At 71.6% G+C, this 26,352-nt stretch carries 26 protein-coding genes; 13 read left to right on the top strand and 13 right to left on the bottom strand.

Annotated elements, in window-relative coordinates:
- Positions 1-4 precede the first annotated feature (4 nt).
- The gene (locus ACNAVT_RS08450) at positions 5-1,846 is read left to right on the top strand and encodes a M48 family metalloprotease (protein WP_416294419.1); all 1,842 of its coding nucleotides are present in this window, start codon (positions 5-7) and stop codon (positions 1,844-1,846) included.
- A 97-nt stretch (positions 1,847-1,943) separates the two neighbouring features.
- Here ACNAVT_RS08450 and dapC read toward each other — a convergent pair whose 3' ends face one another.
- Positions 1,944-3,053: a succinyldiaminopimelate transaminase gene (gene dapC, locus ACNAVT_RS08445; RefSeq protein WP_416294697.1), complete on the bottom strand. Its 1,110-nt coding sequence runs from the start codon at positions 3,051-3,053 to the stop codon at positions 1,944-1,946.
- Complete coding sequence (fdxA, locus tag ACNAVT_RS08440) at positions 3,050-3,376, bottom strand: ferredoxin (RefSeq protein ID WP_007464872.1); 327 nt, start codon at positions 3,374-3,376, stop codon at positions 3,050-3,052. Before fdxA ends, dapC begins: the two co-directional genes overlap by 4 nt.
- A gap of 79 nt (positions 3,377-3,455) precedes the next feature.
- Between fdxA and ACNAVT_RS08435 the strand changes: the two genes are divergently transcribed.
- On the top strand, positions 3,456-4,415 hold the full coding sequence (locus tag ACNAVT_RS08435; protein WP_416294417.1) for a GNAT family N-acetyltransferase: 960 nt from the start codon (positions 3,456-3,458) through the stop codon (positions 4,413-4,415).
- An 8-nt stretch (positions 4,416-4,423) separates the two neighbouring features.
- Here the strand turns inward: ACNAVT_RS08435 and ACNAVT_RS08430 are convergent, their stop codons facing one another.
- From ACNAVT_RS08430 to mshB, 3 genes are all read right to left on the bottom strand, one after another.
- Positions 4,424-4,888 (bottom strand): hypothetical protein, encoded by a 465-nt coding sequence (locus ACNAVT_RS08430; RefSeq protein WP_416294415.1) that lies wholly within the window; start codon positions 4,886-4,888, stop codon positions 4,424-4,426.
- An 88-nt stretch (positions 4,889-4,976) separates the two neighbouring features.
- On the bottom strand, positions 4,977-5,447 hold the full coding sequence (locus ACNAVT_RS08425) for a hypothetical protein (protein WP_416294413.1): 471 nt from the start codon (positions 5,445-5,447) through the stop codon (positions 4,977-4,979).
- A 17-nt stretch (positions 5,448-5,464) separates the two neighbouring features.
- On the bottom strand, positions 5,465-6,388 hold the full coding sequence (gene mshB / locus ACNAVT_RS08420; RefSeq protein ID WP_416294411.1) for an N-acetyl-1-D-myo-inositol-2-amino-2-deoxy-alpha-D-glucopyranoside deacetylase: 924 nt from the start codon (positions 6,386-6,388) through the stop codon (positions 5,465-5,467).
- Positions 6,389-6,474: 86 nt separating this feature from the next.
- Between mshB and ACNAVT_RS08415 the strand changes: the two genes are divergently transcribed.
- The gene (locus ACNAVT_RS08415) at positions 6,475-8,619 is read left to right on the top strand and encodes a prolyl oligopeptidase family serine peptidase (protein ID WP_416294410.1); all 2,145 of its coding nucleotides are present in this window, start codon (positions 6,475-6,477) and stop codon (positions 8,617-8,619) included.
- Positions 8,620-8,672: 53 nt separating this feature from the next.
- Here the strand turns inward: ACNAVT_RS08415 and ACNAVT_RS08410 are convergent, their stop codons facing one another.
- From ACNAVT_RS08410 to ACNAVT_RS08390, 5 genes are all read right to left on the bottom strand, one after another.
- Entirely contained in the window at positions 8,673-10,418 is a 1,746-nt protein-coding gene (locus tag ACNAVT_RS08410) for an ABC transporter substrate-binding protein (protein WP_416294408.1), read from the bottom strand.
- A 107-nt stretch (positions 10,419-10,525) separates the two neighbouring features.
- Positions 10,526-11,512, bottom strand: a complete 987-nt coding sequence (locus ACNAVT_RS08405; protein ID WP_416294407.1) for an ABC transporter permease — start codon at positions 11,510-11,512, stop codon at positions 10,526-10,528.
- 12 nt (positions 11,513-11,524) lie between these two features.
- The gene (locus tag ACNAVT_RS08400) at positions 11,525-12,529 is read right to left on the bottom strand and encodes an ABC transporter permease (RefSeq protein WP_416294406.1); all 1,005 of its coding nucleotides are present in this window, start codon (positions 12,527-12,529) and stop codon (positions 11,525-11,527) included.
- On the bottom strand, positions 12,526-13,587 hold the full coding sequence (locus ACNAVT_RS08395; protein WP_416294404.1) for an ABC transporter ATP-binding protein: 1,062 nt from the start codon (positions 13,585-13,587) through the stop codon (positions 12,526-12,528). Before ACNAVT_RS08395 ends, ACNAVT_RS08400 begins: the two co-directional genes overlap by 4 nt.
- Positions 13,584-14,687 (bottom strand): ABC transporter ATP-binding protein, encoded by a 1,104-nt coding sequence (locus ACNAVT_RS08390; protein ID WP_416294403.1) that lies wholly within the window; start codon positions 14,685-14,687, stop codon positions 13,584-13,586. Before ACNAVT_RS08390 ends, ACNAVT_RS08395 begins: the two co-directional genes overlap by 4 nt.
- A 232-nt stretch (positions 14,688-14,919) precedes the next feature.
- Between ACNAVT_RS08390 and ACNAVT_RS08385 the strand changes: the two genes are divergently transcribed.
- The 5 genes from ACNAVT_RS08385 to ACNAVT_RS08365 all read left to right on the top strand — a co-directional run bounded on the left by ACNAVT_RS08385 (position 14,920) and on the right by ACNAVT_RS08365 (position 21,983).
- Positions 14,920-16,350, top strand: a complete 1,431-nt coding sequence (locus ACNAVT_RS08385) for a TldD/PmbA family protein (protein ID WP_416294401.1) — start codon at positions 14,920-14,922, stop codon at positions 16,348-16,350.
- The gene (locus ACNAVT_RS08380) at positions 16,347-17,798 is read left to right on the top strand and encodes a TldD/PmbA family protein (RefSeq protein WP_416294400.1); all 1,452 of its coding nucleotides are present in this window, start codon (positions 16,347-16,349) and stop codon (positions 17,796-17,798) included. Before ACNAVT_RS08385 ends, ACNAVT_RS08380 begins: the two co-directional genes overlap by 4 nt.
- A 392-nt stretch (positions 17,799-18,190) precedes the next feature.
- A complete protein-coding gene (locus ACNAVT_RS08375) occupies positions 18,191-18,997 on the top strand; it encodes a hypothetical protein (RefSeq protein WP_416294398.1) in 807 nt (268 codons plus the stop codon).
- An 11-nt stretch (positions 18,998-19,008) separates the two neighbouring features.
- Positions 19,009-20,922, top strand: a complete 1,914-nt coding sequence (locus ACNAVT_RS08370) for a fumarate reductase/succinate dehydrogenase flavoprotein subunit (protein WP_416294396.1) — start codon at positions 19,009-19,011, stop codon at positions 20,920-20,922.
- On the top strand, positions 20,922-21,983 hold the full coding sequence (locus tag ACNAVT_RS08365) for a succinate dehydrogenase/fumarate reductase iron-sulfur subunit (RefSeq protein WP_416294394.1): 1,062 nt from the start codon (positions 20,922-20,924) through the stop codon (positions 21,981-21,983). The genes ACNAVT_RS08370 and ACNAVT_RS08365 overlap by 1 nt, the downstream gene beginning before the upstream one ends.
- Before the next feature lie 82 nt (positions 21,984-22,065).
- On the opposite strand, the gene ACNAVT_RS08360 is transcribed toward ACNAVT_RS08365, so the two are convergent.
- On the bottom strand, positions 22,066-22,506 hold the full coding sequence (locus ACNAVT_RS08360) for a (deoxy)nucleoside triphosphate pyrophosphohydrolase (protein WP_416294392.1): 441 nt from the start codon (positions 22,504-22,506) through the stop codon (positions 22,066-22,068).
- Positions 22,507-22,690: 184 nt separating this feature from the next.
- Between ACNAVT_RS08360 and ACNAVT_RS08355 the strand changes: the two genes are divergently transcribed.
- Genes ACNAVT_RS08355 through ACNAVT_RS08340 form a run of 4 tightly spaced genes read left to right on the top strand, consistent with a single transcriptional unit; the run spans position 22,691 to position 24,527 of the window.
- Positions 22,691-22,999, top strand: coding sequence for a 4a-hydroxytetrahydrobiopterin dehydratase (locus ACNAVT_RS08355; RefSeq protein WP_416294390.1), 309 nt, complete (start codon positions 22,691-22,693; stop codon positions 22,997-22,999).
- Between the two features lie 41 nt (positions 23,000-23,040).
- Positions 23,041-23,403 carry a PH domain-containing protein gene (locus ACNAVT_RS08350; RefSeq protein ID WP_416294388.1) on the top strand — a complete coding sequence of 121 codons (363 nt, stop codon included), beginning with the start codon at positions 23,041-23,043 and terminating at the stop codon, positions 23,401-23,403.
- Between the two features lie 18 nt (positions 23,404-23,421).
- Positions 23,422-23,799: a DUF1801 domain-containing protein gene (locus ACNAVT_RS08345; protein ID WP_416294386.1), complete on the top strand. Its 378-nt coding sequence runs from the start codon at positions 23,422-23,424 to the stop codon at positions 23,797-23,799.
- Positions 23,796-24,527, top strand: a complete 732-nt coding sequence (locus tag ACNAVT_RS08340) for a class I SAM-dependent methyltransferase (protein WP_416294385.1) — start codon at positions 23,796-23,798, stop codon at positions 24,525-24,527. The genes ACNAVT_RS08345 and ACNAVT_RS08340 overlap by 4 nt, the downstream gene beginning before the upstream one ends.
- A gap of 2 nt (positions 24,528-24,529) precedes the next feature.
- On the opposite strand, the gene ACNAVT_RS08335 is transcribed toward ACNAVT_RS08340, so the two are convergent.
- Positions 24,530-24,985: a hypothetical protein gene (locus tag ACNAVT_RS08335; protein ID WP_416294384.1), complete on the bottom strand. Its 456-nt coding sequence runs from the start codon at positions 24,983-24,985 to the stop codon at positions 24,530-24,532.
- An 89-nt stretch (positions 24,986-25,074) separates the two neighbouring features.
- Positions 25,075-25,530, bottom strand: a complete 456-nt coding sequence (locus ACNAVT_RS08330) for a hypothetical protein (protein ID WP_416294383.1) — start codon at positions 25,528-25,530, stop codon at positions 25,075-25,077.
- Between the two features lie 117 nt (positions 25,531-25,647).
- Here ACNAVT_RS08330 and ACNAVT_RS08325 point away from each other — a divergent pair, with 117 nt between their 5' ends.
- Positions 25,648-26,346 carry a SanA/YdcF family protein gene (locus ACNAVT_RS08325; protein ID WP_416294381.1) on the top strand — a complete coding sequence of 233 codons (699 nt, stop codon included), beginning with the start codon at positions 25,648-25,650 and terminating at the stop codon, positions 26,344-26,346.
- Positions 26,347-26,352 lie beyond the last annotated feature (6 nt).

Raw genomic sequence — 26,352 nt, 5'->3', positions numbered from 1 at the left:
GCACATGTCCGCGACGTACCGGGCGCTCGCCTCGGTGGTCATGTTGATCGGCTTTTACGTCGTCGCGCTGCTCCAGCTCGCCGCCGTCGCCGCGCTCGGCGTCTGGCTGTACGGCCACACCAACGGCGCGGTGACCGGCAAGCTGCTGCTGCCGCTGGTGGTCGCGCTCGGCGCGGTCGCCGTCGGGCTCTGGAAGGCGATCCGTACGAAGAACGAGCCGGCGCCCGGCCTGATCCTGGGCGAGCGGGAGGCGCCGCAGCTCTGGGCCACCGTGCGGGAGCTGGCCACGGCGGTCGGCACCCGGGCGCCCGACGAGATCCGGCTGGTGCCGGAGGTGAACGCGGCGGTCGGCGAGCAGAGCCGGCTGCTCGGCCTGCTCGGCGGACGGCGCACCCTCTACGTCGGGCTGCCGCTGCTGCAGGCGATGCGGGTCGACCAGTTCCGCTCGGTGCTCGCGCACGAGCTGGGCCACTACTCGGGCCGGCACACCCGCCTCGGTGGGGTCGCCTACCGGGGCCGGCTGGCCATCGAGGGGACCGTCGAGCGGATCAGCCCGCGCAACCCGATCGGGTGGGTGTTCAAGGGCTACGCGAAGCTCTACCTGATGGTCGACAACGCGGCGTCCCGGCGCCAGGAGCTGGAGGCGGACCGGGCGTCGGTGCGGCTGGCCGGCCCCGAGGCGGCGACCTCCGCGCTGCGGACGCTCCCCGCGCTCTCCGCGGCCTGGCACTTCTACGAGACCCGGTACGTCGACCCGGGCTGGTCGGCCGGGCTCGCGCCGGACGACCTCTTCGGTGGCTTCGCCCAGCTGATCGAGGCCCGCCGGGGCGAGATCGACGAACTGCGGGAGAACGCGCCGGAGCGGGAGGGGTCCCGCTGGGACACCCACCCGCCGATCGGCGTACGGGTCGCCGCGATGGCCGAGACGCCCGCGTCGGGCGTGACGCCGGACGACCGGCCGGCCTGGATCATGCTCGCCGACGTGGCGAGCGCCGGGCTCCAGCTCCAGGACCTCGTGGTCGCACACGGATCCCGTCGGCGGCTGCCCTGGGCCGAGTTCATCGCCGAGGCGGTGGCCGCCTCGGTGCAGCACCGTGCGGACCGCATCTACCGGGCGGCCGGCCGGTTCACCGGCACGGCGGCGCCAGGCCTGCCGACCGTGCTGGACCTGGTCCGCTCCGGCCGGCTCGGCGAGTTCGCCGAGCAGTTCTTCGCCGATGCCACCCGGAAGGAGGCGGCCGTCGCCTTCGCCGGGCCGATGGAGACGCTGCTCGACAACGCGGCGGTCCGCTCGGGGACGGCGCACTGGCAGCTCTCCTGGTCCGGCCCGGCCCGGCTGGTCGGTCCGAGCGGCGAGCCGTGGGACCTGGCCGAGATCGCCAAGCTGGCGGTCTCCCCGGAGACCGTGGACGAGGCGCTGGCCCGCCTCGCCGAGCGGGGCGTCGACGTGACGCAGGCGACGGTGGTGCAGGCCAGGGCGTCCGCGCGCGACGCCGACCTGATCGCCGCGCTGGCCAACATCAAGATCGACGGCCGGGAGCACGACGTGCTCGTGCTGGACAACGGGCTGATCCTGATCCCCGACCCGGGCAAGTCCAGCGAGGGCGAGAATCGGCTCAAGGCGCTGCTCGGGTCGGGGCCGGTCAGCGAGCTGGCCACCCGGCACCCGTACCTGCCGTACGAGGAGATCGCCTCCGTGGAGGTGACCAGGCAGGTGCCGTTGAAGGCGACGCTGACCCTGCACGACGGCCGGGTCGTGCAGGTGCAGGAGCTGATGGCCAGCGAGCTGCTGGAGAAGCACAGCCGGGACACCCTGCTGCGGGTGTTCGAGCAGATCAACGACTGACCCGACGCGGCGGCCGGCCCCGAGGGGTCGGCCGCCGCGTCGGATCGGGCAGGCGGAGCCGGTGTACGACTCCGGGTCGGGTGGGCCGGCGGGCCGCTCAGGGCTGGGCGAGCCGGTCGGCAACCGCCGCGACGTGCTCGTCGGACTCGGTCAGCGCCGCCCGGACGTGCCGGGCGCCGGCCGGGCCGTAGAAGATCCCGGCGGCGACCAGGATGCCCCGCCGGGCCAGCCAGTCGACGGTCTCCCAGCAGTCCTCGCCCCGGGTCATCCAGAGATAGAGCCCGGCCTCGGAGTGCTCGACGGTGAAGCCGGCCCCGGTGAAGGCGGCGTGCAGCTGCTCGCGCCGGCGCTGGTAACGCTCCCGCTGCGCGTCGGCGTGCGCCTGGTCGCCCAGCGCGGCCACCATCGCCGCCTGCACCGGAGCGGGCACGATCATGCCGGCGTGCTTGCGGATCTTCAGCAGCTCGGCCACCAGCGCCGGGTCACCGGCCACGAAGCCGGCCCGGTAGCCGGCCAGGTTGGAGCGCTTCGAGAGCGAGTGGACCGCCAGCACGCCCTCGTACGACCCACCGCAGACCTCGGGCGACAGGATCGAGACCGGCTCGACGTCCCAGCCCAGCGGCAGGTAGCACTCGTCGCTGGCGACCACCGCACCGCGCTCGCGCGCCCAGTCGACCACCTTGCGCAGGTGGGTGGCGGGCAGCACCCGCCCGGTCGGATTGCCCGGCGAGTTGACCCAGACCAGCCGCACCCGGGGGGTGGGACCGACCGCGGTCAGCGAGTCGGTGCGTACGGTGGTGGCGCCGGCCAGCCGGGCCCCGTCCTCGTAGGTGGGGTAGGCGACGGACGGCACCACGACCACGTCGCCGGGGCCGACGCCGAGCAGCGTGGGCAGCCAGGCGACCAGTTCCTTGGAACCGATCGTCGGCAGCACGCCGAGCCCGTCGACGCCCGCGCCGCACGCCCGGGCGACCCAGGCCGCGATGGCGTCCCGCAGCGCGGGGGTGCCCGCGGTCAACGGGTAGCCGGGGGCGTCCGACGCGTCCGCGAGGGCCTGCCGGATCACCGGGGGCACCGGGTCGACCGGCGTGCCCATCGAGAGGTTGATGAGACCGTCCGGGTGCGCCGCGGCCGTCGCCGCCGCGGCCTCGAGGGTGTCCCAGGTGAAGTCGGGCAGCCGCGACGAGACCGGCGCGGGCCGGTTCAGTGGCCCTCTCCGCGCGGCGGCTGGGCGGCGACGAACGTCGCGTCCTTCTCCACCTTGCCGATCTTGGAGGCGCCGCCGGGCGAGCCCAGGTCCTCGAAGAACTCGTAGTTCGCCCCGGTGTAGTCCTTCCACTGCTCCGGCACGTCGTCTTCGTAGAAGATCGCTTCGACCGGGCAGACCGGCTCACAGGCACCGCAGTCGACGCACTCGTCGGGGTGGATGTAGAGCATCCGGTTGCCCTCGTAGATGCAGTCGACCGGGCACTCCTCGATGCATGCCTTGTCGAGCACGTCCACGCACGGCTCGGCGATGATGTAGGTCACCGGTCTTCTCCTCCGCAAGACTCATCGCGATCACCCGCGACGGTAAGAGCCTAGTATCTCGCCGGGGAGGGGGTCGATCGTGCTCCGACAGCAGGACGTGGGACACCGGATCGTGGTCCGCCGGATCGTGGGTGTTCGCCAAGGCCGGCCGCTCTTCTCCGACGCGCTCGGCGAGCTGGTAGAGCTCAGCGAGACGCACATCACGCTCGCCACCGACCAGGGCCGGCTGCGGGTCCCGGTCGGCGAGGTGCACCGGGCGAAGCGGGTCCCGGCGGCCCGCCGGCCGACCGCCACCGCGGTGGCCGCCCTGGAACTGGCCGCCGACGAGGCCTGGCCCGCCCCGGTCCGCGGCCGGCTCGGCGACTGGCTGCTGCGCGCCGCCGAGGGCTGGACCGGCCGCGCCAACTCGGCGCTGCCGGTCGGCGACCCGGACCGCCCGCTGCCCGCCGCGCTGGACGCCGTGGAGCGCTGGTACGCCGACCACGGCCAGCCGGCCCTGGTGAACACCCCGCTGCCGCTCGCCGCGCCGGTCGGTGCCGAGCTGGACGCCCGGGGCTGGACCGCCCGGCCACCGGTGCTGGTGCAGACCGTGGCGCTCGCCGCGCTGCCACCCGCCCCGGCCGGGCGGGCCGCCCTCCCCCCGGTCGAGCTGGCCAGCACCCCGTCGGACGCCTGGCTGGCCACCGCCGACGCACGCAAGGGCGGCCTACCGGACGCCGCGCGGCACGTGCTCACCGCCGTGGAGAAGATCCGCTTCGCCCACGTGTACGCCGACGGCCGGCTGCTCGCCGCCGGCCGGGGCACGGTGACCGGGGGTGGCCGCTGGCTGGGCCTGACCTCGATCGAGGTGCTGCCCGAGGCGCGCCGGCAGGGGTTGGCCGGCCGGGTGATCCGGTCCCTGGTCGACTGGGGGGTGGCGGAGGGGGCCACCCACGCCCTCCTCCAGGTCGAGCAGCGCAACGCCCCGGCCGTGGCCCTCTACCGGGGCCTCGGCTTCGCCACCCATCACACCTACCTGACCCGGGTCGCCCCGGCCTGACCCCTGGGTCAGCGGCGGACCACCTTGCGCGGCTTGGCGGCCCTCAGCTCGGCGTACCGCTTGAGCTGCTGGGAGCGGAAGTCCCGGCCGAGCGCGGTGAGGGTCAGGAAGCCCACCAGCGCGCCGGCCACGGTGGCCCCCAGGTATAGCCAGATCTGGGCGAAGAAGAGGCCGGCACCCCCGCCGAACGGGTTCTCCCCGACCAGCAGCGGGCCGACGAACACCGTGAGCGCCAGCGCCACCCCGACCGCGGCGGCCAGGTCGCCGACCCACCGGCCCACTGGGCGGTCGCCGCCCCAGCGGAAGGCCAGCACGGCGAGGACCAGCCCGATCACCACGAACATCGCCAGGGAGACCCGGTCCTTGGCGGTGTCGTCGTCCGGGAAGCCGAACTTGATGACCAGCCGGGCCACCACGTTGACCACGAACAGCGCCGCCGCCAGCATGCCGACCGCACGCCACCGCTCTCTCATCGCACGCCTCCCGCCGTACCGTCCGCCCCCGACGGCGGACTCCTTGGCAGGAATATCTACCACCGCGACCCGGGCGGTGTCTGCACCGTCAGGGGACGGCCGGCGGCACGACGATCTGCCGGAACCCCATCACCGCGAAGGTGATCGCGCCGGCCATGATCATGCCCAGGCCGATGACGTTGTCGCCGCTGAGCGCCAGATCCCCCTCGGTGGTCCGGACCCCGCCCGCAAAAGCCACCACGACCCAGGGCAGGGCGGCCAGCGCGCCCGCCCAACGGGTACCGACCGCAGTGCGGGCGAACCAGCTCAGCAGGACCGTCAGCACCACCACCGCGGCGATGCCGCCGACCCCCAGCACAATGCCGACCACCGCCTTGGCCGGGCCGCCGTGCAGGCCCTTGACCACCTCCCAGGCCCAGGTGGCGAAGATCAGGTCCAGCAGCGCGGCGAGCGCACCCGCCCAGAACGCCACGACCCCGCCGGCGACCCGCAGGGCGACGTCGGCCCGCCCCGACGGCGCGGGCGGCGCGGCGGGCGGCGGTTCGGGAGCGACCGACATCGGTGCGGCCGGCAGCGTCACCGGAGGCCGGCCGCCGCGACCGGGGACCGGTCCGGCCCGTCCGACGGCAGCCCGGCGAAGAGGTCGTCCTCCCAGCCGTACGGGCCGCCGCCCGGCCCCTTCTCGCCGGCCGCGAGGGTGAAGTACTCCACGCCCATGAACTCGGCGCCGAAGTTGCCCGCGATCGAGTAGAGCCAGGAGGTCGCCGGGATCTGGGTGGCGTGCGCCCGCATCGCCGCCTCCTTGGCGGCATGCTGGTCGGTCGCGTCGATCCGCGCGGCGATCTCCGGGTCCGGCGTGCCGAACGGCACCTCGTCGATGCTCTCGATGCCGGCGAAAGGGTTGTCCGAGGCCTCGGTGAAGGCGTCCAGGCCCGCCTCCAGCACGCTGCGCGGCATCGCCGTCCAGTAGACCTTCGCCGGGGCGAAGCCCTCGGCCGTGGCCAGCTGATGCGCGCGCATCGCGACGCGGTGCGCCTGGATGTGGTCCGGGTGGCCGTAGAAGCCGTTCGGGTCGTACGTGATCATGACCTGGGGGCGGATCTCGCGCATGATCTCCAGCAGGTGCCCGGCGGCCTCGTCGAGGTCGGCCCGCCAGAAGGCCCGGGGGTGCTCGTTGGTGGCGAGGCCCATCATGCCGGAGTCCCGGTAGCGGCCCGCGCCGCCGAGGAAGCGGTGGTCGGTGACGCCGAGCGCGGCGCAGGCAGCGACAAGCTCGCCGATCCGGTACCCGCCGAGCTGGTCGGCCTCGGCCGCCGCGAGCTGGGCCAGCTCCGGCACGTGGATCTCGCCCTCCTCCCCGAGCGTGCAGGTCACCAGAGTGACGTGGGCGCCGGCGGCGGCGTAGTGCGCCATCGTCGAGCCGGTGCCGATGGACTCGTCGTCGGGGTGCGCGTGGACCAGCAGGAGGCGTCGGTCGGGCAGCGTCGTCACGACCGTCACTCTATCCGGCGGTCCTGTCCCGCCGATGCTTACGCGTCCGCGCAGGTCGGCCACATCACGCGCGGCACGCCTCTACGATCCGAGCTGTGGACTTTCCCGAGCTGGCCGCCCGTACCCGTCGGTTCAGCCACGGGGCGCCGCGCGCCGTCTCCGTCGCGGAGGACGGCTCCCGGGTGATCTTCCTGCGCTCGTCGGGACCGGAGGACCCGGCGGACGCGCTCTGGCTGCTGGACGTCGCCTCCGGGGCGGAGCGGCTGGTCGCCGACCCGGCGATACTGCTCGGATCCGACGGCGACCAGGCCACGCTGGCGCCGGGCGAACGAGCACTGCGCGAGCGGCTGCGGCTCGCCACCGCCGGCATCGGCTCGTACGCCCTGGACGCGGCCGGCCGGGTGGCCGCGTTCGCGCTGGCCGGCCGGCTTTTCCGGGCCGACCTGGTGCACGGCGACGTGATCGAGGTGGCCGCGATCGGCCCGGTGATCGACCCACGCCCCGACCCGACCGGCGAGCGGCTGGCCTACGTCACCGACGCCGCCGAGGGGGTCCGCCGGGGCCAGCTGCGGGTGGTCGAGCCGGACGGCACGGACAACCTCCTCGCCGGTGAGGACAGCGGCGTGACCTGGGGGCTCGCCGAGCACATCGCGGCGGAGGAGTTCGACCGGTTCCGCGGCTACTGGTGGGCCCCGGACGGGCGCTCGGTGCTGGCCGCCCGGGTGGACGAGACCCGGCTGCCGCACTGGCACCTGCACGACCCGGCCGACCCGGCGAGCCCACCGACGACCATCGCGTACCCCCGGGCGGGCGGGCCGAACGCAGAGGTCAGCCTGCACCTGCTCGACCTCGACGGCGGCTGGGTCGACGTGCACTGGGACCGGGAGACCTACCCGTACCTGACCTCGGTCGACTGGGCCGACGGCGGGCCGCTGATCACCGTGCTGCGCCGGTCGCAGCAGCACGGCCTGGTGCTCGCGGTGGACCCGCGCACCGGGGAGACGCAGGTGCACGCCGAGCTGGCCGACCCGCGCTGGGTGGAGCCGATCCCCGGCACCCCGGCCCACCTGCCGGACGGCCGGGTGCTGGTCGGCGGCGAACTGGCCCACGACGGGTACGACGCCCGCTGCCTGTTCGCCGACGGCACCCTGCTCACCCCACCCTCGCTGTACGTACGCCGGGTGGTGGGGCGGCTGCCCGGCGCCGGAGGCGCCCCGACGGACCTGTTGGTCGAGGCGAGCGAGGGTGAGCCGAGCCAGCGGCACCTCTACCGGGTCCGGACGGCGATCGGCGGCGGGGTGGACGCCCGCCGGATGGGCAGCGACCCGGGCTGGCACACCGCCGCGATCGGTGGCGCCACGCTGGTGGTCGGCGCCGCGTCGCTGGAGCACCCGGGCACCCGCTGGTCGGTGTGGCACGGCGACCGGGAGGTGGGCGAGCTGCGCTCGCTGGCCGCGCCCCCGCCGTACGCGCCGCGGCCGACGATGGTGCGGGTGACCGACCGGCGGCTGCCGAGCGCGGTGCTCTATCCGACCGACCACGTCAAGGGCACGAAGCTGCCGGTGCTGCTGGACATCTACGGCGGGCCGGGGCACCAGGAGGTGGTGGCCACGCGGGCCGCCTGGCTGGAGCGGCAGTGGTGGGCCGACCAGGGCTTCGCGGTGGTGACCATCGACAACCGGGGCACCCCGGGCATCGCCCCGTCGTTCGAGAAGGCGATCCACCGCCGGATGGCCGACGTGATCCTGACCGACCAGGTGGACGCGCTGACCGCGCTCGCCGACAAGCACCCGGACCTGGACCTGGCGCGGGTGGCGGTGCGGGGCTGGTCGTTCGGCGGCTGGCTGGCCGGGCTGGCGATGCTGCGCCACCCGGAGCTGTTCCGCTGCGCGATCGTCGGCGCCCCGGTCACCGACTGGACGCTGTACGACACCGCATACACCGAGCGCTACCTGGGCATGCCGGACGACGGGATGGACGTCTACGCCCACCACTCGCTGGTCGAGCTGGCCGCCGAGCCGGTCGGCGACCCGACCCAGGCCCGGCCGATGCTGCTGGTGCACGGCCTGGTCGACGACAACGTGCTGGCCGCGCACACGTTGCGGCTCTCGGCGGCGCTGCTGGCGGCCGGCCGCCCGCACGCGGTGCTGCCGCTGACCGGGGCCACCCACATGGCCGCCGGGGGCGTCGCCGAACGCCTGCTCCGCCTGGAGCTCGACTTCCTCCGCACCCACCTGTGAAGCCGAGAGCCCCGGCCGACGCCATTGTCGACCGGGGCCCGTCGGGGTCGGGGCTACTGCTTCACGTACGCGTTGACGAAGCTGGTCCAGCCGAAGATGCTGCCGATGAAGACGCCGCCGGCCTTCTCGCCGTGGGCGACGGAGACCACCTCGTTGTACAGCGGCACCGCCGGCGCCGACTCCTTCATGAGTCGCTCGTCCAGCTTGCTCCACTCCTCGGCCTGCTTCGCCGGGTCCTCCGCGAGCACCCGGTCGAACTCCGCGTTGATGGCGTCGTTGTTGAGCTGCGAGGTGTTGCTGTTGCCCTCGGCCTTGATGCTGCGGCCGTCGAACAGCACCGGCAGGATCGAGGCGCCGCTGGGCCAGTCAGCCGCCCACGAGTCGACCCAGATGTCCCAGGGGTTGTCCTTCTTCTTCACGAAGTCGAGGTAGCCGTCCTGGGGGATCGGCTTGACGGTCACCGTGAAGCCGGCCTTCTCCAGGGCGTTCTTGATCTGGGTTGCGGTCTCCTGCGACGGGGTGTCGTCGGAGGTGCCGAGCACCAGGTTCGCGGTCTTGCCGGCGAGCACCTCCTTGGCCTTGTCCGGGTTGCCGCTCTCGCCGGCCGGGTACGCGTCGAACTTCTTGTAGCCGAGCGTGGTGGGCGGCAGCAGCGTGGTCACCGGCACCGCGCCGTACGGACCGCCGAGGTTCTTGGTGATGCTGCTGCGGTCGATCGCGTAGTTGATCGCCTGTCGCACGGACAGGTCGGTGACCCGGGTGGTGTTGATGCTCAGCCGGTACCCGTTCGGCGTCGCGGCCACGATCATCCGCTGCTTGAGCGCGGCGTCACCGGTGACCTTGGCGATCAGCTCCGAGGGGACACCGCCGGTGGCCACCGCCGCCGCGTCGTTGCCGGTGCCGGCGAGCACCCGGTTGGTCTGGGTGGCGTTGTCCGCACCGAACGACCAGATGAACTTGTCCGGGTAGGCGTGCCGCACCGCGTCGGTGGCCGGGTCCCAGTTCTCGTTGCGCTCGAGGACCATCTCCACGCCGGGCTGGTTCTTGGTGATCTTGTACGGGCCGGACGAGAACGGCTGCAGGTCGAGGTTGACGCCGGTGTCCTTGTCCGCCGGCAGCGGCGCGGTGGCCGGCAGCGACACGGCGAACGGCAGGTCACAGCGCGGCTTGTTGAACTCGAAGCGCAGCGTGTGGTCGTCCGGCGTGCTCAGGCCCGGCGGCAGCGATGTCTTGTTGGCCTTGAAGTTCCACTTGGTGTCGTACTGCGGGTCGTCGACCAGCCACTCCTGCAGGTAGGTCGGGCCGCCGGTGAGGTCCGGGTCGAACGAGCGGGCGATGCCGTACGCGACCTCCTTCGAGGTGATCGGCCGACCGTCCTCGAACTTCACCCCCTGCTTGATCTTGAATTCCCAGACCTTGCAGTCGTTGTTCACGTTCTTGCCGGGAGTCTCGGCCAGGTCGCCGACCAGGGTCACGTTGCCCTTGCCGTCGTCCTTGAAGGTGGTGAGGAAGCGGGCGTAGAGCTGGCTCCCCATCAGGCCGGCGAACGAGTAGACCCGCTGCGGGTCCAGGTGGGAGATCTTGTTCTCCCGCAGGATGTAGAAGGTCCCGCCCTTGGCCGCGCCGGGCACTTCCGGCGCCGGGCCGAGCGAGTCCTTGGGGTCGGTCGCGATGGCGCCGGTGCGCGGCTTGTTGGTGTCCACCTTGTCGGCGTTGTCGCCGGTGTTCTTGCTGCATGCACTGAGGGCAACCACCAGTGCCATCGCACCGCCCATGGCGGTGGTGAGTCTTGCTCGCATACTCGCTCCTCCGGATCCGATGAAGGAAAGCTTCGCCTAGCTTTCACGCGCGGTAAATTTCGAGCAGGTAACGGGGCCACAACGATCGGCACCGGGGAGCCGGCAGGTCAACCGAGGCGTACCCGCGGGTCGATGAACGCGTAGAGCAGGTCGACCACGATGTTGGCGACGACCACGAAGAGCGCCGAGATCAACACGGTGGCCATGATGGTCGGCAGGTCGCCCTGGCGGACCGCCTCCACGGCCGTACGCCCCAGCCCCTGGATGCCGAACGTCGTCTCCGTGATGACCGTGCCGCCGAGCGCCGAGCCCACGTCCAGGCCGGCGATCGTCACGATCGGCGTGATCGCCGCCCGCAGCGCGTGCCGGCCGTAGACCTTCCGCTTCGCCACGCCCTTGGCCCGAGCCGTCCGCACGAAGTCCTCGGACAACGTCTCGAGCATCTGGGCCCGGGACAGCCGCGCGTAGATCGCGGAGAAGAGCAGGGCCAGGGTCAACCAGGCGAGCACCAGACCCCGCGCCCACTCCACCGGATTCTCGTAGATCGGCGTGTACCGGGGCGTCGGCAGGATCCTCAGCGAGTACACGAAGATCAGCAGAAGTAGGGCGCCGACGAAGTAGAGCTGCAACGAGGCGAAGGTCAGCGTGAGCCCGATCGAGATGCGGTCGAGCAGTGACCCTCTCCGCAGTGCCGAGATCATCCCGAGTCCCACCCCGATGGCGAGCCACAGCACCGCCGCCGGGAGCACGATGTTCAACGTCACCGGCAGCACCCGGGCGAAGGTGTCGCTGACCGCCTCGCTGTTGACGTAGGAGTAGCCGAGACAGGGCGCCTCGCACTTGCCGCCCTGCGCGCTGCCCAGATCGCGGCCGACGAAGATGCCCTTCATGTAGTTGGCGTACTGCTGCGGCTTCGGGTCGTTCAGCCCCAGCTCGGTACGCACCCGCTCCAGGCGCTCCGCGTTGCAGTTCTTCGGGCACATGCCGGTCACCGGGTCGCGGGGCAGCGCGAAGAACATCAGGAAGCTGACGACGCTCACCGCGAGCAGCACCGAAACCGCCAGCAGCAGCCGCTTCAGCAGGAACCGCACCATGTGCCGAACCCCTTACCGTGACGACTTCGGGTCGAGCGCGTCGCGCAGCGCGTCGCCGAAGAGGTTGAACGCGAGCACGAGCGCGAAGATGGTGATGCCGGGGAAGAACACGTACGCCGCATCGGTCTGCAGGTAGTCGATGCTCCGGTAGATCATGCGGCCGAAGCTGGGCACCGATTCGGGCAGCCCGACACCGAGGAAGGACAACGCCGCCTCGCCGGTCACGTACGACGGCACGGCGAGCGAGAACGCCACCAGGATCGGTGCCCAGATGTTGGGTAGCAACTCCCGGAAGAGCATGTGCTTCAGCCCGGCGCCGCTGGCTCGGGCCGCCTCCACGAACTCCCGCTCGCGCAGCGAGACCACCTGGCCGCGTACCAGCCTGGCGGTGCTGGTCCAGCCGAAGGCGGCGAAGATCACGATCAACGTGATGACGGCGAACCAGGTCGGCACCGCGTCCCGGGGGCCGTAGAAGCGCAGCGAGAACGTCGGCACCACGGCCAGCGCGAAGACGAGGAACGGCATGGCCAGCGCGACGTCGGTGAACCAGCCGATCACCGAGTCGACCACCCCACCCAGGTAGCCGGCGACGATCCCGAGCACCACGCCGATCGTCGTGGTGACCAGGGCAGCACCCAGCGCGATCAGAAGCGAGGTGCGCACGCCGTAGATCATGCGGATGAAGATGTCCCGGCCCAGTCCCGGTTCAAGCCCGAACCAGTGGTCGAAGCTGACCCCGCCGGCGTAGCCGAGCGGCATACCGGTGGCGTCCAGCAGGTCCCCCGCCTGCTCGTTCGGGCTCACGCCGTAGAGCCGTTCGATCAGCGGCGCCGCCAGCGCCAGCACCACGAAGAGCACCAGGACGGCGCCGCTCACCATCGCGACCCGGTCCCGGCGGAGCCGGCTCCAGACGAGTTGGCCGGGTGACCGGCCGGTGAACCCCTTCCCGGACGGATCACCGTCGCCGGTGGACTCGATCTCGGCGAGTGCCACGCCCTCGACCGGGGACAGGCTCATTTCGACACCTCCTCGGCGGTCGGGTCGGCCGGGGCGTCCGTACCGGCGCCGGTGGTTTCCGCCGGGCCGGCACCGAGCGTGCCGTGTTCGGGGTAGTGGCAGGCGGTGAGTTGGTTGCCGTGGTCGCGGGTGGTGAGTGGGGGTTCTTCGGTGGCGCAGTGGTCCTGGGCTTTCCAGCAGCGGGTGCGGAAGCGGCAGCCTGAGGGTGGGTTGAGGGGGGTGGGGACGTCGCCGGCCAGGCGGATGCGGCCGGCGGGGCCGAGGGTGGTGACGTCGGGGATGGCGGAGAGCAGGGCGCGGGTGTAGGGGTGCTGGGGGCGGGTGTAAATGTCGTCGCGGTCGCCGATCTCGACGATTTTGCCGAGGTACATGACGGCGACGCGGTGGCAGAAGTGGCGCACGACGGCGAGGTCGTGGGCGATGAACACGAAGGCCAGGTCGAGGTCGCGTTGCAGGTCGCGCAGCAGGTTGATGACCTGGGCCTGGATGGAGACGTCGAGGGCGGAGACGGGTTCGTCGGCGACGATGAGTTTCGGGCGCAGCGCGAGGGCGCGGGCGATGCCGATGCGTTGGCGTTGGCCGCCGGAGAACTCGTGGGGGTAGCGGTTGTAGTGCTCGGGGTTCAGGCCGACCAGTTCGAGGAGTTCCTGGACGCGTTTCTTGGTGCCGCCGGGTGGGTTGATGCCGTTGACCTGCAACGGCATGGCCACGATCCGCCCGACGGTGTGGCGGGGGTTCAGCGAGGCGTAGGGGTCCTGGAAGATGATCTGCAGGTCCTGGCGCAGTGGCCGCAGGTCGCGGCGGCGGGCGTGGGTGATGTCGCGTCCGGCGAACTCGATGCTGCCGGAGGTGGGTTCCAGCAGCCGTACCAGCATCCGACCGGTGGTGGTCTTCCCGCAGCCGGACTCCCCGACCAGACCCAACGTCTCCCCCGGACGCACGTCGAAGTCGAGGCCGTCCACGGCCCGCACCGCCCCACCGGAACGGAACCCGTCACGGACCGGGAAGTGCTTGGTCAGCCCACGCACCCGCAGCAACGGTTCGGTGTCGGTACTCATCGGGCGACTCCCACCTGGGCGATGTCCTGCCGGTAGAGCCGGGTACGTTCCTCGGCCGGCAGGTGGCAGGCGACCAGGTGGCCCGCCTCCCCGGCCTGACGCAACTCGGGGACCACGGTGCGGGAGCGGTCGCCGTTGCGGCCCGCGTAGCGGCAACGCGGATGGAACGCGCACCCCGACGGCAGATTGATCAGACTGGGCGGGTTGCCCGCGATGGGCACCAGATCCGCGTCCGCCTCACCGTGCAACGACGGCACACTCGACAACAACCCCCACGTGTACGGATGCTGCGGCCGCCGCAACACCTGCTCCACACCCCCGCACTCGACCGCCCGGCCCCCGTACATCACCAACACGTCATCAGCCACCTGAGACACCACACCCAGGTCATGCGTGATCAAAATGATCGCCGACCGGAACTCCTGCTGCAGGTCCTCCAGCAGGTCCAGAATCTGCGCCTGCACCGTCACATCCAACGCCGTGGTCGGCTCATCGGCGATCAACAGATCCGGATCGTTCACCAACGCCATCGCGATCATCGCCCGCTGCCGCATCCCACCCGAAAACTCATGCGGATACTGATCGAACCGCTTCCCCGGCTGCGGAATCCCGACCCGGCCGAGCATGTCCACGGCCCGGGTGCGGGCCTCCCGCTTGCCCGCCCGCGGATGATGCACCCGAAACGCCTCAGCGATCTGCTTCCCGACCGTGTAGTACGGATGCAGCGCCGACAACGGATCCTGGAAGATCATCGCCATGTCCCGGCCCCGCAGCCGCCGCACCTCCTCCTCCGGCAGGCCGACCACCTGACGGCCACCGACAGAGATCTCGCCGGTGATCGTGGTCCGCTTGGCGTTGTGCAGGCCGAGGATGGCCAGCGAGGTGACGCTCTTACCCGAGCCAGACTCCCCCACGATCCCCAGCGTCCGACCCCGCTCCACAGCGAAGGACACCCCGTCCACCGCCCGGACCACACCGTCCTCGGTGTCGAAACGCACCCGCAGGTCCCTCACCCGCAGATAGGGGCCCTCGCCGGAGCGTTGCTCCGGGACTCCGTGGCGGTCCGGTTCCCCGGACGGCGCCGACTCCGACCTGCCCACGACCGCCTCCCCCTCAGTGATGAAGAGAACTTACAGCAAAGTTCTGGAGGCGAAAATAAGCTACAAAACGTGGGATGTCAGCGGCCTGAGCGTAACGACTGTGTTTCGGGCTTGACCAGCCCTCAACAGGAGATTCACGTCCGCAACTCGATGTCTTCCGCATCTCCTGACAGGTGTCGGTCCGCTCGCCTAGGGTCGGGCGCATGAGGGACCGTCAGCGGGGAGTGCCGTCATGAGCGAATTCGACGCGGCGACCGCCGCCGTCCAGGCTGCCCTCGACGCGGGAGCCCGGTATGCGGACGCCCGGGTGATGCACCGCCGCTACGAGTCGATGTCGGCCCGCAACGGCGACATCGAGGAGCTGACCCAGGACGAGAGCATCGGGCTGGGCGTCCGAGCGCTCGTCGGGTCGAGCTGGGGCTTCCACGCCGTGCCCGACCTGTCGGACGCCGGCGACGCCGGGCGGCGTGCCGCGGCGACCGCCGCCGCGAGCGCGCGGGTCCCGGGCCCGCCGATCGACCTGGTCCCCGTCGAGGCGACCGTCGCGAGCTGGGCCTCCGGGTGCGAGGTGGACCCGCTCGGCGTCCCCCTCTCCGACAAGGGCGACCTGCTGGTCGGCGCCACCGAGACGATGCGGGCGCACGGCGCCGACCTGGCCGAGGGGCTCTACCAGATCTGGGACACCGCAAAGTGGTTCGTCTCCAGCGAGGGGCACCGGATCGACCAGCGCATCCGCGAGTGCGGCGGCGGCATCTCGGCCACCTCGATCGGCGACGGCGAGACCCAGCGCAGGTCCTACCCGAGCTACCGCGGGCAGTACGGCACCACCGGCTGGGAGCTGGTCACCTCGCTCGACCTGGCCGCGCACGCCGCCCGGATCGCCGAGGAGTCCCGGGAGCTGCTCACCGCCCCTGAGTGCCCGGCCGGCGAGACCGACCTGATCCTCGGCGGCGAGCAGCTCGCCCTGCAGATCCACGAGTCGGTCGGGCACGCCATCGAGCTGGACCGGATCCTCGGCTGGGAGGCCGCCTTCGCCGGGACGTCCTGGCTGGACCTGGCCCGGCTCGGCACGCTGCGCTACGGCTCCGACCTGATGAACATCACCGTCGACCCGACCATCCCGGGCGCGCTGGGCAGCTTCGGCTTCGACGACGAGGGCTCCCCGGCGGTCAAGCGGGACGCGGTCCGCAGGGGGCGCTGGGTGGGTGTGCTCGCCGGCCGGGACTCCGCCGCAGTCGCCGGCCTCGGCTACGGCGGCAGCGTACGGGCGGACGGCTGGGCCCGGCTGCCCATGGTGCGGATGACCAACGTGGGCCTCGAACCGGGCCCGCACACCCTCGACGAGATCATCGAGGCCACCGACGACGGGGTGCTGATGGACATCAACCGCTCCTGGTCGATCGACGACAAGCGACTCAACTTCCAGTTCGGTTGCGAGGTCGGCTGGGAGGTGAGGAAGGGCCGGCGGGGGCGGATGCTGCGCAATCCCACCTACACGGGGATCGGGCCGGCCTTCTGGCGCTCGATGGACATGCTCTCCTCGGAGATCGTCCCGTGGGGCACCCCGAACTGTGGCAAGGGGCAGCCGGGCCAGGTCGGGCACACCGGTCATCCGGCCGCCCCGGCCCGCTTCCGCAACGTCCGGGTGGGGGTGCGGGCATGAGCGAGCTGGACGTCGCCGGACGGGTCGTCGAACTGGTCCGCCGGATCGCCGGGCCGGACGCGCAGGCCGAGGTCGTCGTGACCCGCGCCGAGCTGGCGCTGACCCGGTTCGCGAACTCGTTCATCCACCAGAACGTCGCCGAGTCGGGCACGGCGGTGCGGCTGCGGCTGCACGTCGACGGGCGGACGGCCGCCGGCGGCGGCAGCCTGATCGACCCCGACGGGCTGACCGCGCTGGTCGAGCGGACCCTGGCGGCGGCCCGGCTCTGCCCGCCCGATCCGGCCTGGCCGGGACTGACCCCGCCGTCCCCGGTCCCACCGGGCGCGGTCTTCGACGAGGCCACCGCGAACGCCTCACCCGACGAGCGGGCCGCCCGGGTACGCGCCTTCGTGGACGCGGTCGGCGGGCTCGAGGCGGCCGGCTACTGCCGGACGGCCTACCGGGCGGGGGCGTTCGCCAACTCGGCCGGGCACTCGACGGTGGGGCGTACGGCCGAGGCGGCGATGGACGGCATCGCGCGTGCCGGCGGGGCAGACGGGGTGGCCCGGCGCTGTGCCGATCGCCTCGGCGAACTGGACGGCGCCGTGCTCGGCGCCCGGGCGGCGGCGAAGGCGCGGGCCGCGGCGGATCCGGTCGAGCTGCCCCCGGGCCGCTACGAGGTGGTGCTCGAACCGGCGGCCGTCGGCGACCTGCTGCAGAACCTCTCCTGGTTCGGCTTCAACGGCAAGCGGCACGCCGAGCGACAGTCCTTCGCCGAGCTCGGCGCCGCCCAGTTCGACCCGTCGGTGACCCTGGTCGACGACCCGCCGCACGGCTCGGTCCTGCCGTACGACCTGGAGGGCACTCCCCGACACGCGCTGACCCTGGTCGACGCCGGCACCACCATGGCGGTGGCCCACGACCGGCGCAGCGCCGCGGAGGCGGGCACCGGGTCCACCGGGCACGGGATGCCCGGCGCGTCGACCTTCGGCCCGATCCCGCACAACCTCCGCCTGCTTCCCGCCGCCGCCCGTACCGTCGCCGGCGACAGCCCGGCACCGCTCGGCGAGACCGACGGCGCCCGCCCGGGGTCGGCCCCGAGCGGGCCGGGCGGTGAGGCCTCGGCGGGCGGAGCGGTGGCCGACCCGGACACCGGCGCGCTGGTCGCCGGGGTGGAGCGCGGGCTGCTGGTCAGCGACTTCTGGTACACCCGGGTGCTCGACCCGAAACGCCTGGTCATCACCGGGCTGACCCGCAACGGGGTCTGGCTGGTCGAGGACGGAATCCCCACCCGGGCGGTCCGCGACTTCCGCTTCACCGAGTCGTACCCCCAGGCCCTGGGCCCGGGCCGGGTGCTCGCGCTGGGCCGGCAGCCGGTCCGCCAGCCGGACCGGGTCGACGGCTCCTGGTGGGAGGCGCCGCCGCTGCGGCTGGCGTCGTGGAACTTCACCGGCGGCGCGTCCGGCTGACCAGGCCCGCGGACGAGCGCCCGACACCGGGGGCGTGGCTCCCGCGACGGGCACACGCGTTACCCGCTACGAACTTGATGACGTGGACGACTCACCGTCTCCCTGATCCATTCTCGTCATCAAGTTCGTAGCGGCTGAGGAGCCCGGTGACGGTCGACCGGACGAGCCGCTGGCCCGGTCCGCGGCACGCGTACGAATATTGATCTTGCTCCGGGTCTTTCCAAGCTGCGGGACACACGGGACACTGCGTTGCGCGGCCGGGCCGCGAAGATCGGCGTAACGTGTGTTATTTGGCTGCGCCGGATCGTCGGCGCGGTCGCATGCGTGCGCAAGACGTGGCAACGGAAGGTGATCCGCCGCCCGCGAGGGCGCCGTCAGGGAGACGACTCGAAATGACATCAACGGCAACGAGGCCGCGGGGGGCGCGGGCACGCGCCGCGATCGCGGCGAAGACGTTGCGGACCGACCGCTGGTGGTTCCAGCCACTGATCACCGTCATCGGCCTCGGCGCGTGGGTCAGCTACGCGACGGTCCGGGTCTTCATGCACAAGTGGTACTGGGTCGGCGACTTCCACTACCTGACGCCGTTCTACTCCCCATGCGTGACCGACCGGTGTGTCGAGGGCTCCGCGCACGTGGGCACCTACCTGCCCAGCTGGTGGATCATCCCGGACGCGGCGTTCACCCTGCCGTTCCTGCTGCTGTTCCGGCTGACCTGCTACTACTACCGCAAGGCCTACTACCGGTCGTTCTGGCTCTCGCCGCCGGCCTGCGCGGTCCCGGACGGGCACCAGTCGTACGGCGGGGAGACCCGGTTCCCGCTGCTCGGGCAGAACCTGCACCGCTACTTCTTCTACGCCGCCGCGATCATCTCGATCATCAACACGTACGACGCGGTCTACGCCTTCCACTCCCCCAAGGGCTTCGGCTTCGGGCTGGGCAACCTGATCCTGATCGGCAACGTGGTGATGCTCTGGGCGTACACCATCTCCTGCCACTCCTGCCGGCACATCATCGGCGGCCGGCTCAAGCACTTCTCCAAGCACCCGGTGCGCTACAAGGCCTGGACCTTCATCTCCTGGCTGAACGTCCGGCACATGCAGCTCGCCTGGATCACCCTCGGCACCCTGGCGCTGACCGACTTCTACGTCATGGCGCTCGCGGCCGGCTGGTTCCCCGACCTGCGGTTCATCAACTAGAGGCCCTGGACATGACTGAGACGCGAATCGAACGACACCACTACGACGTCGTCGTGATCGGGGCCGGCGGCGCCGGCCTGCGCGCGGCGATCGAGGCCCGGCTGGCCGGCAAGAAGACCGCGATCATCTCGAAGTCGCTGTTCGGCAAGGCGCACACCGTGATGGCCGAGGGTGGCGCCGCGGCCGCGATGGGGAACGTGAACTCCCGGGACAACTGGCAGGTGCACTACCGCGACACCATGCGCGGCGGCAAGTTCCTCAACAACTTCCGGATGGCCGAGCTGCACGCGAAGGAGTCGCCGCAGCGGATCTGGGAGCTGGAGACGTACGGCGCGCTGTTCGACCGGACGAAGGACGGGAAGATCTCCCAGCGCAACTTCGGCGGTCACGAGTACCCCCGGCTGGCGCACGTCGGCGACCGGACCGGGCTGGAGCTGATCCGGACCCTCCAGCAGAAGATCGTCTCCCTCCAGCAGGAGGACAAGCAGGAGTTCGGCAACTACGAGGCCCGGATCAAGGTCTTCGCCGAGACCACCATCACCGAGCTGCTGCTCGACGGCGACCGGGTCGCCGGCGCGTTCGGCTACTACCGGGAGTCCGGCGAGTTCGTCCTCTTCGAGGCGCCGGCCGTGGTGCTGGCCACCGGCGGCGTGGGCCGCTCCTACAAGGTCACCTCGAACTCCTGGGAGTACACCGGGGACGGTCACGCGCTGGCGCTGCGCGCCGGAGCGACACTGATCAACATGGAGTTCCTCCAGTTCCACCCGACCGGCATGGTCTGGCCGCCCTCGGTGAAGGGCATCCTGGTCACCGAGTCGGTCCGCGGCGACGGCGGGGTGCTGAAGAACTCCGAGGGCAAGCGGTTCATGTTCGACTACGTACCGGACGTGTTCCGCAAGCAGTACGCGGACAACGAGGCGGAGGCGGACCGCTGGTACAAGGACCCGGACAACAACCGGCGTCCGCCCGAGCTGCTCCCACGGGACGAGGTCGCCCGCGCGATCAACAGCGAGGTCAAGGCCGGCCGGGGTACGCCCGCCGGCGGTGTCTTTCTGGACATCGCCTCGCGGCTGCCGGCCGAGGAGATCCGCCGCCGCCTCCCGTCGATGTACCACCAGTTCAAGGAGCTGGCCGACGTCGACATCACCAAGGAGCCGATGGAGGTCGGCCCGACCTGCCACTACGTGATGGGCGGCGTCGAGGTGGACCCGGACTCCGGGGCCGCATTCGGCACCGTACGCGGGCTCTTCGCCGCTGGCGAGGTCTCCGGCGGCATGCACGGCTCCAACCGGCTCGGCGGCAACTCGCTCTCCGACCTGCTGGTCTTCGGCAAGCGGGCGGGCGGCCACGCCGCCTCGTACGCCGATCAGCTCACCGCCCGCCCGACGGTGTCGGTGGCGGCGGTGGAGGGCGCCGTGGAGACGGCGCTGGCCCCGCTCCAGCGGGACACCGGCGAGAGCCCGTACAAGCTCCAGCAGGACCTGCAGGCGGTGATGGGAGATCTGGTCGGAATCATCCGGCGGCACGGCGAGCTCGCGGACGCGTTGGGCCGGCTGGCGGAGCTGCGGGAGCGGGTCGCCAAGGTGAGCGCGGCCGGCGGCCGGCGCTACAACCCGGGCTGGCACCTGGCGCTGGACCTGCGCAACATGCTGGTGGTCTCGGAGTGCACCGCCAAGGCGGCGCTGGAGCGGCAGGAGTCGCGCGGCGGGCACACCCGGGAGGACTTCCCGAAGATGGACCCGAAGTGGCGCCAGGTGAACCTGGTCTGCGCGCTGGACGGCGACGCGGTCCGGCTGACCCGGAAGCCGCTGCCGAAGATGCGTCCGGAGCTGATCTCCCTGTTCGACCGGGCGGAGCTGTCCAAGTACCTGACCGACGAGGAACTCGCCGAGTTCGACGCCCTCGCTGAGGAGGCGGGCAAGTAATGGGAACCAAGCGACAGTTCCGCATCTGGCGGGGCGATGAGACCGGCGGCGACCTCCAGGACTACACCGTCGAGGTCAACGAGGGCGAGGTCGTCCTCGACGTGATCCACCGCCTCCAGTCCACCGACGCGCCCGACCTGGCGTGCCGGTGGAACTGCAAGGCCGGCAAGTGCGGCTCCTGTTCCATGGAGATCAACGGCAAGCCGCGGCTGAGCTGCATGACCCGGATGTCGACCTTCGAGGAGAACGAGACGGTCACGGTCACGCCGCTGCGGACGTTCCCGGTCATCCGGGACCTGGTCACCGACGTCTCGTTCAACTACGAGAAGGCGCGGGAGACCCCGGCGTTCGCGCCGCCGGCCGGCGTGGCCCCCGGCGACTACCGGATGCAGCAGGTGGACGTCGAGCGCTCGCAGGAGTTCCGCAAGTGCATCGAGTGCTTCCTGTGCCAGAACGTCTGCCACGTGATCCGCGACCACGAGGAGAACAAGCAGGCGTTCTCCGGTCCCCGGTACTTCATCCGGGCCGCCGAGCTGGACATGCACCCGCTCGACGCGAAGCCCGACCGCAAGGAGTACGCGCAGGCCGAAATGGGACTCGGCTTCTGCAACATCACCAAGTGCTGCACCGAGGTCTGCCCCGAGCACATCAAGATCACCGACAACGGGATCATCCCCATGAAGGAACGGGTCGTGGATCGCAGGTACGATCCCCTCGTGTGGCTTGGTAGCAAGATCTTCCGGAGGGGTCAGGTGCCTCAGACCAGCGTGACCAGCGGACATCACAGCGGCGTCCTGCCCGCCCAGAGCGGGGTGCACTCGCACGCCGGCGGTTCACACGACGCGCAGTCCGAGGCTCAGGCGCAGCAGGGCGTCAACTGGCACCGCGAGGTGCCGCACCCGACGGCACCCGCCGTCGACGCCAACGGGAAGCTGCCGCTGACCGAACTGACCTTCGACCGGGCCGCGGCGCCGTCGCCGTTCGGCGACGACGTCACGTTCCCGCTGCCGCCCGGGCACCTCAACTTCGCTCACCCGCAGCAGGACAAGCCGAAGCACTGAGTAGGACGACGCACGACGACGGGGGCCGCGGCGAATGCCGCTGGCCCCCGTCCCGTTTCCGCCCCCGTTCCCGCTTCCCGGGTCAGGGGGTGGCGAGCAGGGGCCGCAGGGCGGCGACGATCGGCACGTCCGCGGGGAGCCAGTGCACGGTGTCGAGTTCGGCGGCGGAGAGCCAGCGCAGCTCGGAGTGCTCCAGGGCCTTCGGCTGGTCACCATGGAGGAGGCGGGCCACGTACACCCGGAGGACGGAACGGCCGTGGGCCATCCGCACGTCGCGGCCGACCCGCCCGCCGATCTCCACGCGTACGCCGAGCTCCTCGGCGCACTCGCGGACCAGTGCGGCGGTCTCGGTCTCTCCCGGCTCGACCTTGCCGCCGGGGAACTCCCAGCGGCCGGCCACCTCGGGGGGCGCGGAGCGCGCGCAGGCCAACACCCTGCCGTCCACGATGATGGCCGCCCCGACGACCACCTTCGGCTCACGCCGGTCGGCCTGCCCGTTCCCGCTTACCCGTTCGGTCCGCACGGGCGTCCAGCGTGCCAGATCAATCGGCGGTTTGGGTACCTGAGCCCACCGTCAGGGCAGCAGAAGACGGAAGTGTGGGCGTGGACACACCATCCATGCGACGACAAACTAGAGGGCGTCGACAAGGACACGGGACGGCGACGATTTGGCCACAAGCCGGCAACGACGCCTGGGAGGTGCGGTGATGCGCGTGCTGTTCAACGGCCGGGCGAAGCGCGACTACCTCAGCGACGCCCTCGCTCTGCTGTCCGGATGGACCCGTGAAGGTGAGCAGATCCGCCGGACGCTGGTGCTGGACGACACCCAGCACGCCGCGTTGACCGAGCGGGTCAAGGTGGTCGCGGATGCGCTCCGCCTGCGCCCCGAGATCAGCCGTCGCGCCGACCGTACGCAGATCAGGGTGGGCCATGGCGACGGCGAGCCGCTGACCGAGGGCGAGGTCCTGCTCGCCGCCCGGATCGAGGACGCGGTCCGCGCCGTCACCCAGCCCTGAGCCGTCCCGGACCGTTGGCGCGCCCGGCTACGGTGTGATCCATGTCCACCCCCACGTACGACCGCAAGGAACAGTTCCAGCAGATCCAGAGCGGGCTCCTGGCCGGTGAGCAGATCATCGCCGTCTACGACGCGATCGGCACGGGCACCGGGTTCATCGGCCTGACCGACCGACGGGTGATCATCCAGGACCGCTCCTTCATCGGGAAGCGGTACGCCATCACCAGCATCCCGTACTCGAAGATCACCAGCGTCAGCGTGGTGAGCAACAAGTCGTGGGGCGGCTCGTTCTTCTCCACCGGAGCGATCGCGATCCACGTCGGCGCACACACCTACGAGGTCGAGTTCCGCGGCGCGCAGAAGAGCCACCACGTGCACAACGTGATCCTCCACCACATCTCCTGACCCCTATCCTGATCAACCATGGCGGATCTCCACGCACACCGGCCGGCCGACGTCGATCGGTTCCTGGCCGAGCTGGACCACCCGTTCAAGGCCGAGGTGGTCGCGCTCCGAACCATCATCACCGGGGTCGACGGCCGGATCACCGAGCAGATCAAGTGGAAGGCGCCCTCGTTCAGCCGGGGCGACTACATCGCCACCTTCAACCTGCGGGGTCACCGCCGGGTGCACCTGGTCTTCCACAACCCGCACCTGGCCACGATCGACAGCCCGCTGCTGGAGGGCGCCTGGCCGGACCGCCGGATGGCGTACTTCGCCGACCTGGCGGACGTCGAGGCCAAGCGGGACGAGCTGGAACGGGTGGTCAAGGAGATCATCCGGCGCAACGACGCCACGTGACATCCGCAGACCGGCGGCTTGCGGCGCTCTACGACGCGGAGAACGCCTGGGGGCGCGACGACGACTTCTTCCTCGGCGTCGCCGGCGAGACCCCGGCGGCCCGCGTACTCGACCTGGGCTGCGGAACCGGACGGCTCGCCCTCGCCCTGGCCGCCGCCGGCCACATCGTCACCGGAGTCGAGCCGCAGCGGTCGTCGCTCGACGCCGCCCGCGCCAAGCCCGGCGCGAACCGGATCACCTGGATCGAGGGCACCTCCGCCGACCTGCCCGACGCGGCGTACGACGTGGCCCTGCTGACCAGCCATGTGGCGCAGGAGATCCGGGACGACGAGGAATGGGCGCGTACCCTCGCCGACCTGCGCAGGGCGCTGGTCGATGGCGGCCGGCTGGTGTTCGACTCGCGCGACCCGGCGGCCCGCCGCTGGGAGCGCTGGACCCCCGCCGCATCGCGCCGCCGGCTGACGCTGCTCGACGGCACGGTGGTGGACGCCTGGACCGAGCTGACCGAGGTACGCGACGGCCTGGTCAGCTTCCTGCACCACTACGTGTTCCCCAGCGGTGACGATTTGCGCAGCCCGGGGACGCTGCGGTTCCGGGCCGAGGCGGAGCTACGGGCATCCCTCGCGGACGCCGGCTTCGCCGTGGAGCGGGTGCACGGCGGCTGGGCCGGTGAGCCGGTGGGCGCGAGCGACGACGGCGAGCTGATCGTCGTCGCCCGGGCGACCTGACCTCACGTGCCGTCGGGACGCCAGCGCCAGATCCGCCAGGACAGGCGTAGCAGGTAGAGATGCACCGCCACCACGGGCACGACCACGAGCGCGGTCGCCGCGAGGGTGGCCGAATCGACCAGGTGGCCGTGGAGCAGGCCCACCACCGCGATGCTGACCAGGTACAGCACCGTGGCGGCCAGGAAGACGAAGCCCAGCGCGGGGACGCGACGGGCGGCCCGCTCGGATCCTCGGGAGATCTGCTGAGCCAGCTTGAGTGCGGCCACCACGGCGACGGCGGGCAGCGCCCACTCGGTCACGATCACCGCCCGCTGCCCGGCGCCGTCGCTGGCCGTCCACGCCAGGTAGTCGAACCAGCCGAAGGCCGGACCGAGGAACCCGAAGGTCAGCACCCAGGTCACCGGCCGCACCACCAGGGTCGCCACGGCGCCGATACAGAGCAGCTGGACGACGTTCATGCCCCTTACCGAAGGCTTCTCCACTCCGGGCAGTCTGCCCGCACGGACACATTCGCGCCGTCCCGGGAGCCTCGACAGCGCTGATGGCGTCAGCGGCGGTAGGTCAGCTCGAAATCGAGCGCCCACTCGACGCCGTCCGTCGACCCCTCCCAGCGCCCGTCGATGGTGTCGCCGTCGTCGCTGAGCACCCCGGTGAACCGCTGGTGGAAGCCGGGCGCGTCCCGCCACATGCGCCAGACGCCGTCGGCGAACGTCATCCGGTAGACCCGGTGCACGCCGCGCGCGTCGGCGTACAGCACGGAGAACTCCTCGCCAGCGTCGTCGAGGCCGACCAGTTGCGTGGTGGGGAACGGCGCATTCTCCCGCCACGCCTGCGGTGCCGTGTCCGGCGCCGGCTCGGCGTCGGTGAACAGCCGCAGGTGCTGGCCGCCCTCCACCCAGGAGACCTCCGTCCACGCGGCACCGAGGCCCTCGACCTTCGGCCGCACGGTCCACCGCCCGACCAGCACGTCGAGCCGCGCGAGCGCGGGATGCCGCTTCCCCATCGCCGTCCTCCTTCTGCTGTTGAGGGATTTACGCTAACCGCGGCCGGTGGGCCGTGCAGGCCGGCCAGCGCGGTGACAGGTCGGCCAGAGTTGGCTACGCCTGGGATACTCATCCGCGTGCGGGGGCGATTCGAGGTCATCAAGAGCTGGTGCACCACCCGACGGATGCGGCGCGCGCTGCTCGTGGTCGCCGTCGGCGCGGTGCTGGCGATCAGCGCCAGCGTGGCCAGCGTGGCGTGGATCCGCGGTGGCGCGGACGGACACATCTTCAGCGAGGCCGACGTGCCGGAGGCGCCGGTCGCCATGGTGCTGGGCACCAAGGTGGAGGCGGACGGCACGCCCTCGCCGTTCCTCGCCGCCCGGTTGGAGGTCGCGCGGCGGCTGTTCGAGGCCGACAAGGTGCGCGCGATCCTGGTGTCCGGCGACAACATGCACGCCGACTACAACGAGCCCGAGGCGATGCGGCGCTGGCTGGTCGACCGGGGCGTGCCGACGGGCAAGGTGGTGCTGGACTACGCCGGCTTCGACACGTACGACTCGTGCGCGCGGGCCAAGCGGATCTTCGGGGTGGGCCAGATGACAATCGTGACCCAGTCGTTCCACCTGCCCCGCGCCGTGGCGCTGTGCCGGCACTTCGGCATCGAGGCCAACGGCGTGGGCGACGACACCGTCCGGCGCTACCGGAAATGGTGGATCGGTTCGACCCGCGAGTACGGCGCCTGTGTGAAGGCGTCGGTGGACGTGCTCTCCGGCCGCGACCCCGCCCACCTCGGCCGCCGCGAGACCGGCATCGACGACGCCCTCCGCACCGACTGACGCCGT

This window comes from Micromonospora sp. SL4-19 (assembly GCF_047921475.1).
Lineage (GTDB): Bacteria > Actinomycetota > Actinomycetes > Mycobacteriales > Micromonosporaceae > Micromonospora.
Note: the sequence above shows the minus strand (reverse complement) of the source record. Positions and strands in the feature narration are given on the sequence as shown.